This is a genomic window from Paenibacillus beijingensis (genome assembly GCF_000961095.1).
In the GTDB taxonomy this organism is placed as follows: Bacteria; Bacillota; Bacilli; order Paenibacillales; family Paenibacillaceae; genus Paenibacillus_O; species Paenibacillus_O beijingensis.
The window spans coordinates 3,299,365-3,315,428 of the sequence record NZ_CP011058.1 but is presented as its reverse complement, the minus strand read 5'-3'; the positions used below and the strand labels follow the sequence as shown (position 1 = coordinate 3,315,428).

Annotated in this window: 15 protein-coding genes; 1 reads left to right on the top strand and 14 read right to left on the bottom strand. The window is 51.2% G+C overall.

Going from position 1 to position 16,064, the window contains the following annotated elements:
• Positions 1-5: 5 nt before the first annotated feature.
• On the bottom strand, positions 6-1,079 hold the full coding sequence (locus VN24_RS14925; protein WP_045671043.1) for an amidohydrolase family protein: 1,074 nt from the start codon (positions 1,077-1,079) through the stop codon (positions 6-8).
• Positions 1,072-1,449: a Rieske (2Fe-2S) protein gene (locus VN24_RS14920; RefSeq protein WP_045671042.1), complete on the bottom strand. Its 378-nt coding sequence runs from the start codon at positions 1,447-1,449 to the stop codon at positions 1,072-1,074. Before VN24_RS14920 ends, VN24_RS14925 begins: the two co-directional genes overlap by 8 nt.
• 125 nt (positions 1,450-1,574) lie before the next feature.
• Between VN24_RS14920 and VN24_RS14915 the strand changes: the two genes are divergently transcribed.
• The gene (locus VN24_RS14915) at positions 1,575-2,336 is read left to right on the top strand and encodes a helix-turn-helix transcriptional regulator (RefSeq protein ID WP_045671041.1); all 762 of its coding nucleotides are present in this window, start codon (positions 1,575-1,577) and stop codon (positions 2,334-2,336) included.
• 118 nt (positions 2,337-2,454) lie between these two features.
• On the opposite strand, the gene VN24_RS14910 is transcribed toward VN24_RS14915, so the two are convergent.
• The 12 genes from VN24_RS14910 to VN24_RS27415 form a co-directional block, all read right to left on the bottom strand.
• Positions 2,455-3,219, bottom strand: a complete 765-nt coding sequence (locus tag VN24_RS14910; RefSeq protein ID WP_045671040.1) for a LamG domain-containing protein — start codon at positions 3,217-3,219, stop codon at positions 2,455-2,457.
• A gap of 45 nt (positions 3,220-3,264) precedes the next feature.
• Complete coding sequence (locus VN24_RS14905) at positions 3,265-4,542, bottom strand: FAD-dependent oxidoreductase (RefSeq protein ID WP_045671039.1); 1,278 nt, start codon at positions 4,540-4,542, stop codon at positions 3,265-3,267.
• A 79-nt stretch (positions 4,543-4,621) separates the two neighbouring features.
• Positions 4,622-5,950, bottom strand: a complete 1,329-nt coding sequence (locus tag VN24_RS14900) for a carbohydrate ABC transporter permease (protein WP_045671038.1) — start codon at positions 5,948-5,950, stop codon at positions 4,622-4,624.
• Between the two features lie 4 nt (positions 5,951-5,954).
• Positions 5,955-6,866: a carbohydrate ABC transporter permease gene (locus tag VN24_RS14895; protein WP_045671037.1), complete on the bottom strand. Its 912-nt coding sequence runs from the start codon at positions 6,864-6,866 to the stop codon at positions 5,955-5,957.
• Positions 6,867-6,934: 68 nt separating this feature from the next.
• Entirely contained in the window at positions 6,935-8,365 is a 1,431-nt protein-coding gene (locus VN24_RS14890) for an extracellular solute-binding protein (protein WP_045671036.1), read from the bottom strand.
• Between the two features lie 100 nt (positions 8,366-8,465).
• The gene (locus tag VN24_RS26380) at positions 8,466-9,017 is read right to left on the bottom strand and encodes a hypothetical protein (protein ID WP_148505252.1); all 552 of its coding nucleotides are present in this window, start codon (positions 9,015-9,017) and stop codon (positions 8,466-8,468) included.
• Between the two features lie 71 nt (positions 9,018-9,088).
• Complete coding sequence (locus VN24_RS14885; RefSeq protein ID WP_052702973.1) at positions 9,089-10,303, bottom strand: FAD-dependent oxidoreductase; 1,215 nt, start codon at positions 10,301-10,303, stop codon at positions 9,089-9,091.
• The gene (locus tag VN24_RS14880) at positions 10,281-10,679 is read right to left on the bottom strand and encodes a hypothetical protein (protein WP_045671035.1); all 399 of its coding nucleotides are present in this window, start codon (positions 10,677-10,679) and stop codon (positions 10,281-10,283) included. The genes VN24_RS14885 and VN24_RS14880 overlap by 23 nt, the downstream gene beginning before the upstream one ends.
• Complete coding sequence (locus tag VN24_RS14875) at positions 10,658-11,134, bottom strand: FAD-dependent oxidoreductase (protein WP_045671034.1); 477 nt, start codon at positions 11,132-11,134, stop codon at positions 10,658-10,660. The genes VN24_RS14880 and VN24_RS14875 overlap by 22 nt, the downstream gene beginning before the upstream one ends.
• Positions 11,135-11,284: 150 nt before the next feature.
• Positions 11,285-12,907 (bottom strand): response regulator, encoded by a 1,623-nt coding sequence (locus tag VN24_RS14870; protein WP_045671033.1) that lies wholly within the window; start codon positions 12,905-12,907, stop codon positions 11,285-11,287.
• Positions 12,885-14,744, bottom strand: a complete 1,860-nt coding sequence (locus tag VN24_RS14865) for a sensor histidine kinase (RefSeq protein WP_045671032.1) — start codon at positions 14,742-14,744, stop codon at positions 12,885-12,887. Before VN24_RS14865 ends, VN24_RS14870 begins: the two co-directional genes overlap by 23 nt.
• 713 nt (positions 14,745-15,457) lie before the next feature.
• On the bottom strand, positions 15,458-15,736 hold the full coding sequence (locus VN24_RS27415; protein WP_148505251.1) for a hypothetical protein: 279 nt from the start codon (positions 15,734-15,736) through the stop codon (positions 15,458-15,460).
• Positions 15,737-16,064: the final 328 nt, after the last annotated feature.

The window sequence follows — 16,064 nt, the reverse complement described above, 5'->3', positions numbered from 1 at the left end:
TGCACTTACGCTAACCGGAACAGCCGCTTTGCATTTTCGCACAATATTTTGCGAAGCTTCTCCTCCGGCAATCGCTGCAAAATGATGCGGTTCGGGTCGTCGAAGTCCCAATGCGGGTAATCGCTGGAGAAAAGCAGCATATTCTCCGCGTCGAACATCTCGAACATCTGCATAAAGTACTTCGGGCTATCCGGCTCCTCGATCGGCTGCGTTGTCATGAAGCAATGATCCCGAACGTATTCGCTGGGCAAACGTTTCAGCCATGGGGTCGAAGCCCTCAGCGCCTTGAAGTTCTTGTCCAGCCTCCACAGCAGCGGCGGCATCCAGCTGACCCCTCCCTCACAGAAGACGACCTTCAGGTCAGGGAACTTCTCGAAGACGCCTTCGCACACAAAGCTTACCAAATGAGCCATGAACGTTTGCGGCAAACAGGTGTGCCACTGCAAATAGTTGGATACATAGCCGACCGCCGTAGGCGGATTGAAGATGCCGGAGCCCTCCGCGCCAGGGTGAATAATAAATGGCAAGTTTTGCCGGACGCAAGCCTCGTAGATCGGATGGTAGAATCGTTGCCCGTAAGGCATCCGGGCTCCTCCGGTCACGACAACGCCCACGATGTCCGAATGCGGCCCCACGCGGTCAATTTCCCGGGCCGCCTGATCGGGATCCTGGGTGCCGATGCATAAATACCCTTTGAACTTCGGACTTTTGGCGAGCCACTCATGAATTAAATAATCGTTATAGCCTTTGCAAACGACGGCAACATAGTCCGGATCAGCAAAGTTGGAGGCGCCAATGATCGTATCCGAACAGAGCAGGGCGTAGTCTACATTGAAGTGCCCGCCCAGATGCTCCAGCAAATATTCCGGGTCGGAACCAACCGGAAGGCCGCTCGGAGGATCTGCATCCTTGCGCTTGTTGCCGATCGGCGATACGTACGGAAGCCCCGCGGCTACCCAGCCGAACTGCTTCATATGGCTTTTCCAAGGCTCCTCCACATACGGCACCAGATCCTGGCCCGATCTGAACTGGTTATGCACATCGCAATCCACAACCGGCAGCTGCTTGCTCTCACTCATGGTCTTCTCCCCCCTTGTTTCCGAGCTGAAGCTCAAGATAACCGTCCTTTACTTTCAAAGGGTACGTGCGTGTACGAATACGTTCATTGAATAACGATTTCCCCGTTTTGATATCAAACTCCCAGCCATGCCAGGGACAGCGGATAATTTCCTGATCACGGCCATACTTGTACTCGTAAACGTTGGATTCGAGCGTCGTCCCGCATACGGGTCCTTTGCACAATTCCGCGCCTTGATGTGGACAGTAGTTGCTCAGGGCATAGTACTCGCCCTTGACGTTATACACACCGATCGAACGGCCTTCAACTTGGACGATTTTACGTGTTCCTTCCGGTATATCCTCGATTTCTGCGACTCGATGAACCGTCACTTTATCCTTCCTCCTTTTTTATTGCATAAATCAATTGTAATCGGAGCGGCTCACGGTCTCCATTGAGAAAAACACTTTTATTTGTACGATTCTAAGCTATACTTAAAGATAAAAGGGGGAGTTGGATGCTGGAGTTGATTTCCGCATATTTTGATAATATGGATCCGAACTGGTATAAGGATGAAGCCTGTACGCCGCATCATATGTTCATTCTGATGACCCGGGGAAACGCCGTTTACCGCTTGAATGGAATCGAGATCCCCTTATCGAAGGGAGATTTGCTGTTCATCCCGAAAGGAACGCTGCGCGCTGCGCGGAACTCCCCGGAAGGCCCTCATCAGAAGTACTCCGCCCAGTTTGAGGTTCCGAACTTCGCACGCTTTCCGATCGCTGCCGAGCACAGCGGCCGCACCTTCCGGTCCACCCAGTACGAATACATCAAACAGCGCTTTATGCTCCTGAACCAGCAATGGTTCGGACGGCTTCCTCATTACAAAATGATCTGTGAGGGAATGTTGATGGAACTGATCGGCTGCCTGGCCCGGGAAGCCAAAGAGGAACGGTTCCATTCCATCAAGCTGCGGTTAATGAAGGAAGTGAGGCAGTATATTCTTGCACATTACCGCGAAGCGATCCGAATCGAGCAGCTGGCCAAGCTGATCGACAGGGCGCCCAATTATGTGACTCAAACGTTCAAGGAGGTGTTCGGCGCAACGCCAATTACCTATCTGCATCAGGTCCGGATCCAAGCCGCCCGCGACCTCATCCTGAACACGCATATGACGATGGGGGAAATATCCGAATACCTCGGCTACAGCGATCAAGCTTATTTTAACCGGATGTTCCGCCGAATTATGGGGCATCCTCCAACCCGCATTGTTGAATGATTCATACAGAAGGAATCGTACCGCATGAAAAAAACAGGCCGGCCGAAAGAAACGGCTGGCCTGTCGATATGAATTCCCTCTATTGCGCTGTCACTGCTTCACCGGAACCCTGCTCATTCTACTCGCGGTACAACGCCCAAATCTCATCATCCGTCAGCGCGCGGTCGAATACGGCCAACCCGCCAAGCAATCCGCTGAAGAAGTTGCCCGGCTCGCCAGATCTGTCCACCGAGCATACGGTGAAATCAGCGCCATCTGTGCCCCCATTGAACAGACCGCCTTCATAAAGATACGGATTGTATTTTTCCCGCCCATCGAAGCGTCCGTTTAAATAGCATCTCGCATACGTGCTGTCATAAGTAAAAACGATGAATTGCCAGTCCCCCTTCGTGACCGGAGTGCTGCCAATCGCTGAAGTCATGCAATACTTGTAGCCGGGAGTCGGTCCTCCGACAGAGGAAACATGACCGCATACCTGGTCCCGGCTGTCCCATATTTTCAAGTCCAGGAAAAGGCAATATTGCCGCATGCTGCGCGATTCGTTCCACATTCCGGCTACCGCTTGGCATTCCGGGGTTTCTCTAAACTCGCGCTTCACCCATGCCGCGATTGTGAGACCGCTTCTGTCACCGTGAAAGTTCAAGCCGGGGCACTCGCTTCGCGGAATACTGAACCATTGGCCGAAATCCACCTTTGCCGCATAGGGACCAAGCACTCCATCATCCGCTCTGGATACGGGACCTGCCATCTCCCTTAGCGCGTACGCACAACGTCCCTTTGAAATGCGGGCGCTGCCCCCCTCCTCCTGAAAATCCCACAAACAAACGAGCCCGTCATGCTTCATCAGCCTGTCGTTACGATTTTGCGCCGCTTGTGAACTCATCGCGCCCCCTCTTCCATTTCCGGTCTTCGCTGACGTTGTCCGCCCTCATTTCACCTTGATGCCCAGACTTGCTCCCTGTCTGGCAAGAGCTTCCTGTACCTTGCGGGCATTTAACCGGCGCGGAAGGACCTGATCCCGGGCGCAGATGGCCGCTGCGGTGCCGGCCGCCTGCCCGATCGCAATGGCAATCGGCTGTACACGGATCGCCGAATGCGCTTCATGTGTCGCAGAGATCGGCCGGCCGCCAACGAGCAAATTTTCGATTTTCCTCGGAATGAGGCAGCGGTACGGGATATCGTACCACTCGCCGGGCTTCAGATGCTGCATCACCGTTCCTTCCCCGTTCGGATTATGGATGTCTACCGGATAAGAGCCCCGGGCAATGACGTCATCGAATTTGCAGGCCGCGAGCAGTTCTTCTGCGGTCAGCACATATTCTCCCGCAATTCGGCGGGATTCGCGGACGCCGATTTGCGGTGCGGTCGTTTGAAGATACGAATGTTCAAAGCCATCGACATCTTTTTTCAGAAACGCGACGAATTGCTGCACCTGGCGCCGCCCTTCGATCTCCGCCTCGGTCAATGCCCACGGATCGGTGGCATCCTTCAAAATGACACGGGTCGTATTAAAATGGATGACACCCGGCTGGTTCGCATAAAACCACAGCACATCCTCGCGCGGACAATGGATCTCTCCCCTCGCTTTCGCTTCCAGGTACCGGCGGGTAATTTCCTCGCCGGACGGCATCCGGTCGATGTCCACATTGGCCATCCGGAAGTTGAGCGTCATCGGCTGACTCAGACCGTCAACCGCGCGCCCCTTCTCCACAATTGCCCCGGCCAATGCAGCCAGATCGGCGTCGCCGGTCGTATCGACGAATAACGATGCCTTGAAGTCGGTCAGTCCGGCTTTATTCGCAACCCGAACCGATTGAATGAACCGGCCGGAATCGTCCGTCTGCACGCTCCCCAGAAAGCTGTGAAACAGCAGGGCAACTCCCGCCTCCAGGCATAGACGCTCGGCCACCACCTTCAAAGCTTCGGGATCGAAAGCGGTCATCTGCTTAGGGTGTCCGTAAGCCCCCAGCGCTGTCATGCCGTCGATCAATTCCTTCAATACGCCAAAAATAATGATGTGATCCTCTTTTCCGACCGCCCAGTAAGACATCCACGGATTCACCATCATGGCGGTTCCGGCACCGCCCAGAAATCCATAACGCTCAATAAGGAGTGTCTTTGCCCCCTCCCTTGCCGCCGCAATCGCAGCCGCAATGCCGCTCGGCCCTCCGCCTGCTACTACGACATCATAATGATGATCCGGCATCTCCTGCTTCCTCCTTAAGTTTTTGCGAAGCAAAAACACTTCGTAAGATTAGCTATGAAAACAGGAACGATTGCCGCCGCTAGCCTTTGATCCCCGTGAAATTAATGCCTTTCTCCACATAGCGTTGCGTAAACATAAACAAAATCACGAGAGGAATCATCGAGATGACGCCGCTCGCGCTGATCCAGTTCGGACGCGCAACCGTATCCCGATTGGTCGTTTCTTGCATATCGTTCATGGCAACCGTAAACGTCCAATTTTCAGGTGATTGGGTGACGATGTAAGGCCACAAAAACTCATTCCAGACCGGTATGAAGGTCATCACTCCTACAATCGTAAATACGGGTACGGACATCGGAACGACAATATGTGTGAACGTTCTGAATTCACTCGCACCGTCAATACGAGCCGCTTGCAGCAGTTCCTTGGGTAATTGATCGAAGAAACCTTTAAACAGGAAGATAACGAAGCCCCAGGCGAAATGCGGCAAAATAATCGCCCATAACGTATCGACCAGATGCAGCTTCTGCATGAGCACATATTGGGGAATCAGGGTTGAAATGCCCGGAATCATAATGGTCGCCAAGAAAAACATAAGAAGGAAGAATCTCAGCCGCTTGCTGCGAATAAGCTGCGACAGCGCATAGCTGCCGATGCCGGCAAAGATCAACTGCCAGAAAATGACGGTGAATGTAATAAACGCACTGTTTAAAAAGTAACGATAAAACCCTAAAGCGCCTGCTTTTCCGAATGCCAAATATTGCAAGCTTCCAAAGCTGTCAAATAACCGCCACGGATTGCGGGAATGTTCAATCGTCGTTACTTCTCCCTCCAACAATTTGTTGGCCGTGAAAAATTCTCGATACAGCCGGGCCGCCTCATGATCGGATCCATCAGCCGCAGCAGTCCCAGCGGATTTGCCAGCCGGCCCAAACCATGTGAAATCGCTCAAGTGTCTTTCATCGATAATCGGAATTTTCAATTTCATCATCTCGTTGTTCACAACCCGGGTTGGAACGATCGACATCTGTCCAACGTAGAATTGAGCCGAGGTTGTTTTTGCCTGGAACAGCTGTTTTCCATCCTTCGTGCCGTTGACAATGATCTCGCCGATATTGTTCCGAATAAGAGTCGCCCACGGAAACCAGATCGCCTCCATCGCATCCTTCTTGTAGAAGGCCATATCCTCGTTCCCGCCACCTGTATAATCGACAGTCACGGTAAGAGAAAGAGGCACTTGGGGGATAAATTGGGGCGTTGGCGATTCGATCGACTCATTATCCATGATGGATGTTAGAAATAGCCAAACCAAAGGCAATGTGCAAAACACAATGAATAGGATGGTTACAACATATGAGGCGACTGCCAGGCTCTTCTCGCCTTTCTCTACGATGCGTTTTTGTTTCATGCAGTCAGTCATCCTCCTTCTGCAGCTTGAACTGAATGATCGTCAGCACGCCGATGACAATAAACATGAAGAACGAAAGGGCCGATGACATGCCGAAATCGGATTGCTCAAAAGCGGAGCGCTGAATTAACAAGGACACAACGAGAGAAGCGTCTGCAGGCCCGCCCTGCGTCAAAATGAAGATATTATCGAACGTAAGCAGAACTCCAGACATAAACGTAATAAACTGAATGAAAATGACAAACCGGATGTTGGGCAGCACGATATGCAACAGGCGTCCCCATGGGCCGCAGCCATCGATCTTGGCGGATTCGAATATTTCCGAAGAGATCGACTTGATCGCGGCATAGTAGAGCAATACCCCGACTCCGCCGCTGGCAAAAAAACCCGGCAGTACAATAGCAAACTTTGTCATGGCGATGTCATTTAGCCAGCCGTAAGGACCCAAACCGATTTTGCCAAGCAGGTAATTGAATAACCCGCGATCCGGATTATACATCCACTTCCAAAGCAGCGCGCCGGCTACGCCCGGCAATATGGCCGGAATTTGATACAGCACCCGGTAAACTCCATTTGCGCGCTTGACCTCACTAAGAAAAATGGCTTGAACAATCGGTACCCAGAAGACGACCGCTATGGACAACAGAAAGATGATGAATGTATTTTTTAACGCTAACCAAAACGTTTCTGTACTTAGAAAACGAAAATAATTTTCCAAACCTACAAACTTGCCTGGCGAGTTTACGATATCATAATCAAATAAACTGATATAAATCGCGGAAAAAATCAGATAATACTTGAAAAGAAGGAATACGATGACCGATGGCAGCAGAAACAGGACCGGTGTCCACCGAATTTTGAATCTCTTCCTCTCTGTGCGGGTGGCCTTCAATTGCAGTTTGGTTTCAAGTTCCATTCCTTCACCGCCTGATACAGAATAAATGCCGGGATTCCTGGATCGCGGAATCCCGGCATCCGGACGTTCTATGATGACTTGGCTCCACTCAAAATATCTTTGTTGTACTTCTCAATCACTTCCTTCTGCGCCAGCGCCTCCGCCGCTTTAAGCTCGGTGAGCGGGTCGGCGTTTTTGTCGAGCAGGATTTTTTGAATCGGTTTCACAATGTAAGGGCTCAGCTGTGATTTCAAGTAATATTCAAGCTGTTGATGCTCGGCAGCCTTTTGAATCCCGGCTACGAAGTCGGCTGGCAGGCCGTCAATATATTTCGACGTATCTACCACTTTTAATACGTTCAGCGGATTGATGCCAAGACCGTTATCTTTACGGAACTGCAGAATAGCCTCCTGAGATTCCGGGGACATCATGAACATAATATATTCGAATGCCGCCTGTTTCTGCTCTGGAGTGGCTTTGGGGCTAATGGACCAGAATTGTCCTCCCGCCTGAGACGGGCCTACTCCTGCAGGACCGACAGGATAAGGCGCGAATCCAATGTCATTCGGATCCATTCCTTTGCCGACGTAGGCGCCGAAACCATCTGACGCGCCCAGGATCATCGCCGTTTTGCCGGTATAAAAATCTTTATTATTCTCTTCATAAGACTGGAGCACGTTGCTCTGCACAATTTTATGGGTCCACTTCAAATCCTTATAGTACTGTAAAGCTTTAACCGTTGCATCCGAAGTAAATTTCAGCTTCACGGTTCCGTCCGGCTGCAGCTCGGTCAAGTCTCCGCCGGCTTGCCAGACGTAATATTCGAAATGCCAGTCTCCCCAATCCATGCCGAGAATGTCAAAGCCAAACGTTCCCGGATTTGCTGCCTGTACGGCCTTTGCCGTTTCAGCGAATTCTTCCCATGTTGCCGGAGGGTTCTTGATTCCGGCGTTTGCGAACAGCTTCTTGTTGTAATACAGGCCTGTGGTATACATATTGTTGGGTATGCCATAGATTTTGCCGTCTACGGTTGCCATGTCGAAGGCACCGTCGATAAAATTAGCCTTATCAGGCGAGTTGTTGACCAAATCCGTCAAGTCTGCAACGATTCCAGCTTGAACGTATCCCTGCATGTCCGGGAATGCCGGTCTGAACACTTCCGGCTGCTCGCCGCCGGCAACCGCCGCCATAAATTTTTCTCTCGTTTGCGTCTCATCTTCGTGAATAACTTTGATATGAGGATGCGTCTCTTCAAACTTGGCGAACAGCTCCTCTGATACCGCTTTAGTCGATGCGTCCGGCGCAGGCTTATCCCAAACCCTGATCTCGACGATCTTGGGTTCTTCCTCCTTTGTCTCTGCCGCGGTATTGGTGCTCGCCTCGCTTGTTTTCGTTGAATCCGTTGTTGGCGCATTGTTTCCGCTATTATTTCCGGTGCTGCAGGCTGTGCTTATACCGACGATGAATAGCAGTACGAGGAGCGAGGCTCCCTTTGGTCTGAATCCCCCGAATCGCTTCATGAGTAATACCTCCTGTAGTTTGATGGATCTCACAATTTCATCTTAAGTGTCAGGGCCGATTTGATGAATAGAAATAATAAACGGACCGGGTATGAAAATCTTATCCTTCCGCCTCTTGCGCCCCCCAGCGAGTCAGTGTGTTTTCGACCGCTTCTCTGATGTTGGCATTCATCTCGTACGAAATATGCGGCGCACCCGGCAACGTTACGAAGAGCCGAATATCCCCGCGGCGAAGCAGCTTTCGATAGGCTTCAGCCGTATCGATCCGCGTGTCGAGATGCCGATCCCCAATTCTGGCCAGCGCCATAACAGAAAAGGAAATATATTGAAAACAAACCTCCAGGCGACTGCCTGGAAGCTCACGCTTCTCGTCGGGGGTTGGAAACGTATCAGGATTCGCTTCCAATATGCGGTACAGTCCGGAAGCCGCTTCTTTGTCCGCCAACAATCCCAATAAGAAAATGGATGCATAACCGCGGGCATAACTGCATTTGTGAATCGACCCTGTTTCGGGTACGACAGGATCCCTGTCACGGGCCATGTCCCTCAATCGCGGAGCTGATGAAGAATCGTCCAGCAATGCCAGCGCAAATGCACTGTGCTTGCTCAGATGGCCATCGTGATCGTGGTCCTGCTCCATCCATAATCGCAATCGAGCACGAATCGGCTCCCCCATTCGCACTGCCGACCAGATCGCAAGCCCCGGCTTCGATCCGGACAAGCTTATCTTGATCGATTCCGGATCTGTAAACCACGGAAAGCCGGAATCTTACGTCCCAGGCACCCGGTTTCCTTCAGAAGCGCAGACAGCTCCATATAAGGAATGTCCCGCAATGCTGCTTGCCTTGTAATGGATAAATAAGCGGCATATGCAGCTGCTTCGCCCGATTTCTGCATATCCCGCTTCATCCGTACGCAGGCAGCCAGGTCGTGGTCGACGGCAAGACACCGCCCTGCGGCCAACAGGCCTTGAAACCCTCTCGGAATAAGCGCGCCAAGCGGAATCGGAACGGATATTTTGCAGCCCCACATGCTGCAGGCGACCAGCCACTTCTGCATCGTTTCACTCTCGAAAGCGACGTCCATGCAATGTATATCGACATTGGCATAAGCGAAAAACAACGGCTGCGCGATGGAACGGTCATTAAGGAGCTGCTCGAGCGTCAAATTGTCCTCTCCTTCAATAAACCGGCCTTCGCGCAAACCAAGCAAAGGTGCGATTCGCACCATTCGGTCATGCTCTTCATAGTTCGTTCGAAGATGCGTAGAAGCCGATTCAAGGATCGCCCTCGACAAATCCGCTGCGCTCGTTTGATCCACATAACCCGAATCCGTATGCCGGAAGTTAACTCGCCCTTGATCCAGCCGGATCCATACATTCGAGTAGGGCTGAGCCTTGCCATCCATCCGGCGGCCGATGCGCAAGCTACAGCCCGCCGACGCACAGACTTCCGCATCGCCCGTACAGTCGATCACCACGTTGCTTTCCGCTGCAAATCGCCCTTCGGCGGAGGCCCATTCAATTCCGCAAACCTGATTCTTCCGCATGAGTACACCGGTTACCGAACTTTCATATTGAATGTCAATACCGAGCCTGCTCGCCTCTTGCTCCATGACGAACAGCTTGGCCTCCGCATTCACACCGCTTGAAGGGGTGAACCCGCGGCTAACCCATTCCAGTGCCTGCTGATCCAGCTCCTCAGATAAGCCGCCTCTTGATCCGAGATAGTAATCCCACACGGCCCCCGTTGTGCCCACTCCCCCCATTCCATGGAGGCGTTCGACAGCAAGCACCTTCAGCCCTTTGCGGGCCGCCGCAAGCGCCGCAACTGCACCGGCCGTCCCCAGACCCGCTACGATGACATCGTACCTTCCCGCCAACTCGCCTTCAAAGCGCGATCTGACGGCGCGGCCATCATACCTTCTTGAGATTTCCATTCTTCACGCCCTCCCATTGCAATTGGTGCAAATAGCCTTGATCAAACGCTTCCACCGGCTGCTCGTGCCCTTCCGATGGAAGCCAGTACCAGCCGCTTGCCAGCTGCTGCAATCCGCGGGGCACTTTGCATTCAAAGACGGACGCGATGGCCGCAATCGTCCATGGACGCAGCGAAGCCGGCCGGGACTGCCAGTAGTGCAACAGGCTGCTTCTGGCGACAGGCCAGTCATCGGTTGGATCTAGCGACCATTTGAATATATGCTCCGACGGGAATCGCCCCTGGACAAGCGCGGCCCTTGGTTCATCAATCCTGGGCAGCGGCAAACCGGGGTTGTCCGGGATGATGTAGGCATTCAGCCCCCGCCGTTCCGGCACGAAACGGTTGCCGGAACGGGATAACTTCTGGTCGTTGTATCCAGGATCCGTCCCGCGGTTATCGTGCGCATGCCCGATGCACTGAAGAAAACGACTTCGAATCTGTTTTCAAGGGGCTGAACAAGGAGGGTTTCAGCAAGAAAGATCACTTGGGCATTCGCATCAAGCACTTTCCGGCATAAAATCGGATGAAGAGCCGGCAGGTGAACCGGCTCTTCAGGAGTTGCGATCACATTTCGCATTAACAATTCCTCAACAAACGCTTGCCCGAAAGCGGACAAGGAAAGCGGCGCCCCGTATCTGCCCGGATTAAAGCTCTCGATGAACTCTTGTCCGACTGAACCCGACCGTTCCAGAACCAAAGTATCTCCCGGAGCTGCAAGCGCGGCCCCGATCCCGCTGAATGTAGCTCCGAATATGACCGTCGAATAATGACTTTTGATTTCCCTGTCCAATTCCGACACTCCTTTTTTTCGAAAAACCTGCCTGCCTCATCTGCAACTTTATCTTAAGCACGATGTCCGGACAGATGAATAGAAAAAATCCACTTGTCGGGTATGAAAATCGAACACTTTCAGATTCCGTTCGGCTTCCCGGCGAACGGATCATTTGGGATTCGGCTGCATCCGGTACTGAACCGGCGTCGTACCTGTCGCTTTCCGGAATACGCTGCTGAAGTAGGCGGCGTCGGGAATGCCGACGATGACGGCAATCTCCTGAATCTGCAGCCCGGTCTCTTTCAACAGTTGTTCGGCCTTGCGGATTCGTTCGCCCGTCATATAATTGACAAAACTCATCTTGAATCTTTCCTTGAAGCGGCGGGAGAAATAATTCGGATGGATGAAGAATCGTTCTGCAATCAGCTGCAGACTGAGCGGCTCGTGCAGATTGGCGTCGATATAGCGCTTGACCTCGTCCATAATGTTAGGTTCCGAAGAATGGCGCAGTCTGTTCAGATGCTCAATCATTGTATTGCTGATCGCGCTGAGCTTGCTTTCGATTTCCATCCAATTTTCGATATTATGGAGCCATGACAGCATATCGTCGATTTCACCGATGATCCATTCAGGCATTTTGGTTTGGAGCAGCAAATATTTGCGGTAAAGCAGATGAAGTTCGACGCAGAAGCTTTCCAAATGATTAAAGCTGGCCTCCTCTTCGCGTACGATTGCCAGAATTCGGCGATTCAGCCAGCCGGCAACAGATGCTGCGTTGCAATCGTTCAATTGACGGAACAGGAAACGTTCGTCTTCTTCCGCAATAATCGAACTGCTGTTGCCTCTGATTCCGGCGGCCGATGCGGACAGATAGACCTTGTTTCGCCCATGGATGATTTTTTCTCTTAATGCCATCTTCGCGTGCTGATAGGATTGGTGTATTCGGCTGATCTGCTTGACCGGCAAACCGAAACCGATGGTCACATCGAGTTTGAGATACAAGTTGATGCCTGCCATGACTTCATTCAGCTCCTGCTTCATGACGGCCAGATCAATCTGCTGGCAATCACCCAGAACATGCACCAGTTCGTTGTCGTAAATCGCATGATGGAAGAGCATTCCTTCACGGCTGGATGATTCCATCATTTGGGAGATGGCATTGGATATGGCGAATCGCAGCAGGTCTTCGTCCCCCTTTAGAAAAGAACGGTAAGGCAATGGAGGCAATACGATCTCGAACAGGACGACGACAAATTCGCGGCAAAATGCCTGCATCGAGGTCAATTTCTCATCCTTCTCTAAGGTAGCGCTTTCACATCCTGGTTGGATAAACTTGGTCAGAAGCTGCTCACGCAGTGTCTCATCCGTCCGTTTCTGCAGATGCCACAGCTCGTCGTAAAGCTTCGAATACCGCCGGTCTTTCTCTATTTTCGCCATAATCCGGATCAGACTGCTTTCCAGCTCCTCATTTTCAACCGGCTTCAGCAAGTAATCGACGACTCCATATTGAATGCCTCTTTTGGCGAATTCAAACTCCTCATAACCGCTGACAATAATAAACTGCAGCTTCTCATCGAACTTCTTGGCATTATGGATAAAGTCCAGTCCGTTCATTTCCGGCATGCGGATATCCGTGATTACAATATCCGGCTTGATTTCCGGCAGCTTGCGCAGTCCCTCCAGCCCGTTCCCGGCCTCGGCAATCGAATGAACCGGCAGGCTCAGCTTCTCCAGCTTCTTTATGATTCCCTGTCGCATCAGCGGTTCGTCATCCATAATTAGCAGCTTCATGCATCTGTTCCTCCTCGCTTATTCTTCGGAGATGAATCACGACTTCCGTCCCCTTGCCGGGCTCGCTTTGAATCGTCAACCCATACTCATTGCCGTACAGCAGCTTGATCCGATGCTGCACATTAAGGAGCCCGATCGAAGATGAAGATTTGAAAGCGTGGCGCTGCGCGACACCCTGGCTCAGCATTGCCTGAAGCTCATCCAGCCTGGATGCCTCAACGACAGGACCATTGTTCCATACCGAGATGCAGATTTGTTTGTCGGAAAGACTCCTTGCCCGTATCCGCAATTCACTGCGTGAGGACATGCGGTCGAAGGCATGAATGAAACAGTTCTCTACAAGCGGTTGCAGCAGCAGCTTCGGGATTTGAATATCCAATACATGTTCATCGGCCTCAATGGCATATTTGAAGCGGTCGCCATATCTTTGCTGCTGAATGTACAGGTAAAGTTCAATCTGCCTCAGCTCCGCCTGCAAGGTAAGCATGCGGCCGGCGCTGATGTTATAGCGGAACATCTTCGCTAACGAACGGCTGATCAAACTGATCCGTTCATCATCATGCAAAGAAGCCAAGCTGTCGATGATGCCCAGCGTATTATACAAGAAATGAGGATTGATCTGGGACTGGAGCGATTTGATTTCCGCCTCCTTCCGCAAGAGATCAACTTCGTATACTTTAAGGATCAATGCTTTGATTTCCGAAGCCATCTGGTTAAACCGATGAATAATGTATCCGGTTTCATCTTTAGTCCGAACGGGCAGCAAAATATTGTAGTCGCCTTTCTCGACGGCCAGAATCCCTTTCTTAAGCTCCTTGAGCGGAATTAAAATGCGGGAAGAAAGCACGCTTGCAATCAGCATGGATCCGAGCAAGCAGATTAACCCGATATAAATCGTATCCCTTGCCAGCGCATTCACTTCGGTAAGAAGACTTCGGGCTTCCACAATGCCGACCAGAACCCAGGACGTGTTGGCTAACGGTTGGGAGACGAATAACAGCTCCTTGTCTTCGCGGCCGCCGCTTTGCGATTGGTCGGCAACAATTTTATGCGGCGCTTCAAGATCCTGCAGTCCTTCGATCCGGGTGCCGATAAATGCAGGGTCCGCCGATATCCGGACCTGGCCGCTGACCGCATCCGCAAGCAGAAAGCTTACTTTCCCCTGCACGCCGATCTCGTTCAGCCATTGGCTCAAATAAGAATGGGACAGCTGCACCATGATCACTCCGACGATGGGGAAATCGGATAGTAACGTTGTTTGTTTAACAGCTTGAATGAACGTAAGCGTATTCACTTCTTTTCTGGTCTGTTGATCGAACGCGATCGAGGAAACCCAGGCGCCTTTGCCATTGTTCGAAATTGCGGCATTTTTCAGTTCCTGAAAATCGACTACATCCGAGCTTTTGATATTACCTTCGATTAAACGGTTGCCTTCCAGCTGTGACACCAGGAAAGATTCAACCTCGGGATGGTCCGTAGCGAACTGGATGAAATTTCCGGAATAAAAATTGTAGGTATCCGGGTTCGAGCCTAATGTGATGACGAAACGTTGAAAATCCGGGTCGGCGAAATAATTCCATGCCGTACTCTTGATGTTGGCCATTTGCGTCTCCAGTTTGGACGCGGATTGATCGCTGAGCTTCTCCATATTCTGCATTTCCCGCTTCATGATGTCGGATGAAGTGTGGATGTAATTATACAAGCCGAGCGTAAATACCGTGATCGTGATGATGGCAAATAAGGAGAAGAGCATTTTTCGAAACAGGGACTGTATTATGTAAGCGTATACAAAAAAGAGCCCTCCAGCTGCCCTTTTAAACACCGAGTGGAACTTCATACCAATTCCCCTCTCCATGCACGATTCATTCTAACTTTATTTTAAGGGAGAATCCAGCTGCTGTAAAACGGCAATTTTGGTAAGAAAGAGCAGCCGGCGCCTAAGTTGAATCCTCCTTTTATATTATAGAAGACAATGAATTACCGGCACTATTAATTTTTGAACATTGCGGCTATGAAATTTTGAACGGGTACCCAACCAGCCATCGATAAGGTACAACTACGGATAATCCTGAGTCTGATCGACCGAAACGATGGATTCCTTGGCAAGCAAGTTATGAATGTTAATGATATATGGCTTACGAACCGAATGAGACTGTCGATTTACTGTCAATAACACAGTGATCTTCTTTTGTGTAAAAGCTTTTAGGAGCTCTCATGGGAATGAATTGGTATAAATTGGGTGGGGGGGTATGCGTATGGGAGTTGTTTTTTTGACAAACCAGCATTTATGTGGCGGCGCGAGTACGACGAAGAAATCCAGGGCTTGGCGATTTTAATCGCCGAACCATGAATTTGAGGTTAACGACTATGGCAGCAAGTTTGGCGCGTATCCCCAAAGCACGGAGCCCGTGGACCCGAGGCGCGCCCAACCCGCAATCTACTTTTAATTCCTTGTTTTTCCGTTCAACGACATACCTGCGCAAGTGCAGTTCCTTGCCTTCGGGTGATTCGTTGAACCTTGAGGCAGCTTTGTACACGTCGTAATAATCACTATGGAAATATGCTTCTTCTACCGCCTGTTGTGCAGGATGCTTTTAACGGGCAAGCCGCGCAGTCCTTTGGCGCAAAAAAATGTTGCACGCCTTCAAGAGCGTTATTGCGGGCTTTTCGGACGGTTTCCTTGCCATTGGGGCAGAGATACACATTTTTGTCGCGGTTGTACGTGAAGAGCGAAATATCGTACAGGCCAGAGGGGTTTGGTGTTTTTACAACAGGAGCAACGAGTTGTTGAACGTTTTCCTTTGGTGTCGTTAGCCGTTTGGCATTCACTGACTCGTACCTCCTTAAGAAACATGAACAAAGCAGGGCTCCTTCCCTCCCGCAGGTTGTGTTGTTCTGCGTTCATCGGTAATATGAGCCCCTCGGACTCCCTTCCTGCAGGCGTCTCACTTCACCTTCCGGGCTTATAGAGCGCCTCTTTACGAATTTCAAAAAAAAAAAATTTCGTTTAGGGGAGGGCCTCCCCAGTTCACTGCATCCTCTTTCATACCATGCCGATCCCTCTACGCCGGAGGATTCTTCGCTGCCGCTCCAAGTTCTTAGCAGCTTCCGTGGCCTTCGTCCATAACCACGGGACTCGGCTTCCTCTTGTCCCTCT

Bases quoted from the DNA above. Each gene is read 5' to 3' on its own strand.
- VN24_RS14915 (WP_045671041.1), top strand. From the start codon at position 1,575: ATGCTGGAGTTGATTTCCGCATATTTTGATAATATGGATCCGAACTGG.
- VN24_RS14870 (WP_045671033.1), bottom strand. From the start codon at position 12,907: ATGAAGCTGCTAATTATGGATGACGAACCGCTGATGCGACAGGGAATC.
- VN24_RS14890 (WP_045671036.1), bottom strand. From the start codon at position 8,365: ATGAAGCGATTCGGGGGATTCAGACCAAAGGGAGCCTCGCTCCTCGTA.
- VN24_RS14925 (WP_045671043.1), bottom strand. From the start codon at position 1,079: ATGAGTGAGAGCAAGCAGCTGCCGGTTGTGGATTGCGATGTGCATAAC.
- VN24_RS14885 (WP_052702973.1), bottom strand. From the start codon at position 10,303: ATGGAAATCTCAAGAAGGTATGATGGCCGCGCCGTCAGATCGCGCTTT.
- VN24_RS14895 (WP_045671037.1), bottom strand. From the start codon at position 6,866: ATGGAACTTGAAACCAAACTGCAATTGAAGGCCACCCGCACAGAGAGG.
- VN24_RS14865 (WP_045671032.1), bottom strand. From the start codon at position 14,744: ATGAAGTTCCACTCGGTGTTTAAAAGGGCAGCTGGAGGGCTCTTTTTT.
- VN24_RS14905 (WP_045671039.1), bottom strand. From the start codon at position 4,542: ATGCCGGATCATCATTATGATGTCGTAGTAGCAGGCGGAGGGCCGAGC.
- VN24_RS14910 (WP_045671040.1), bottom strand. From the start codon at position 3,219: ATGAGTTCACAAGCGGCGCAAAATCGTAACGACAGGCTGATGAAGCAT.
- VN24_RS14900 (WP_045671038.1), bottom strand. From the start codon at position 5,950: ATGAAACAAAAACGCATCGTAGAGAAAGGCGAGAAGAGCCTGGCAGTC.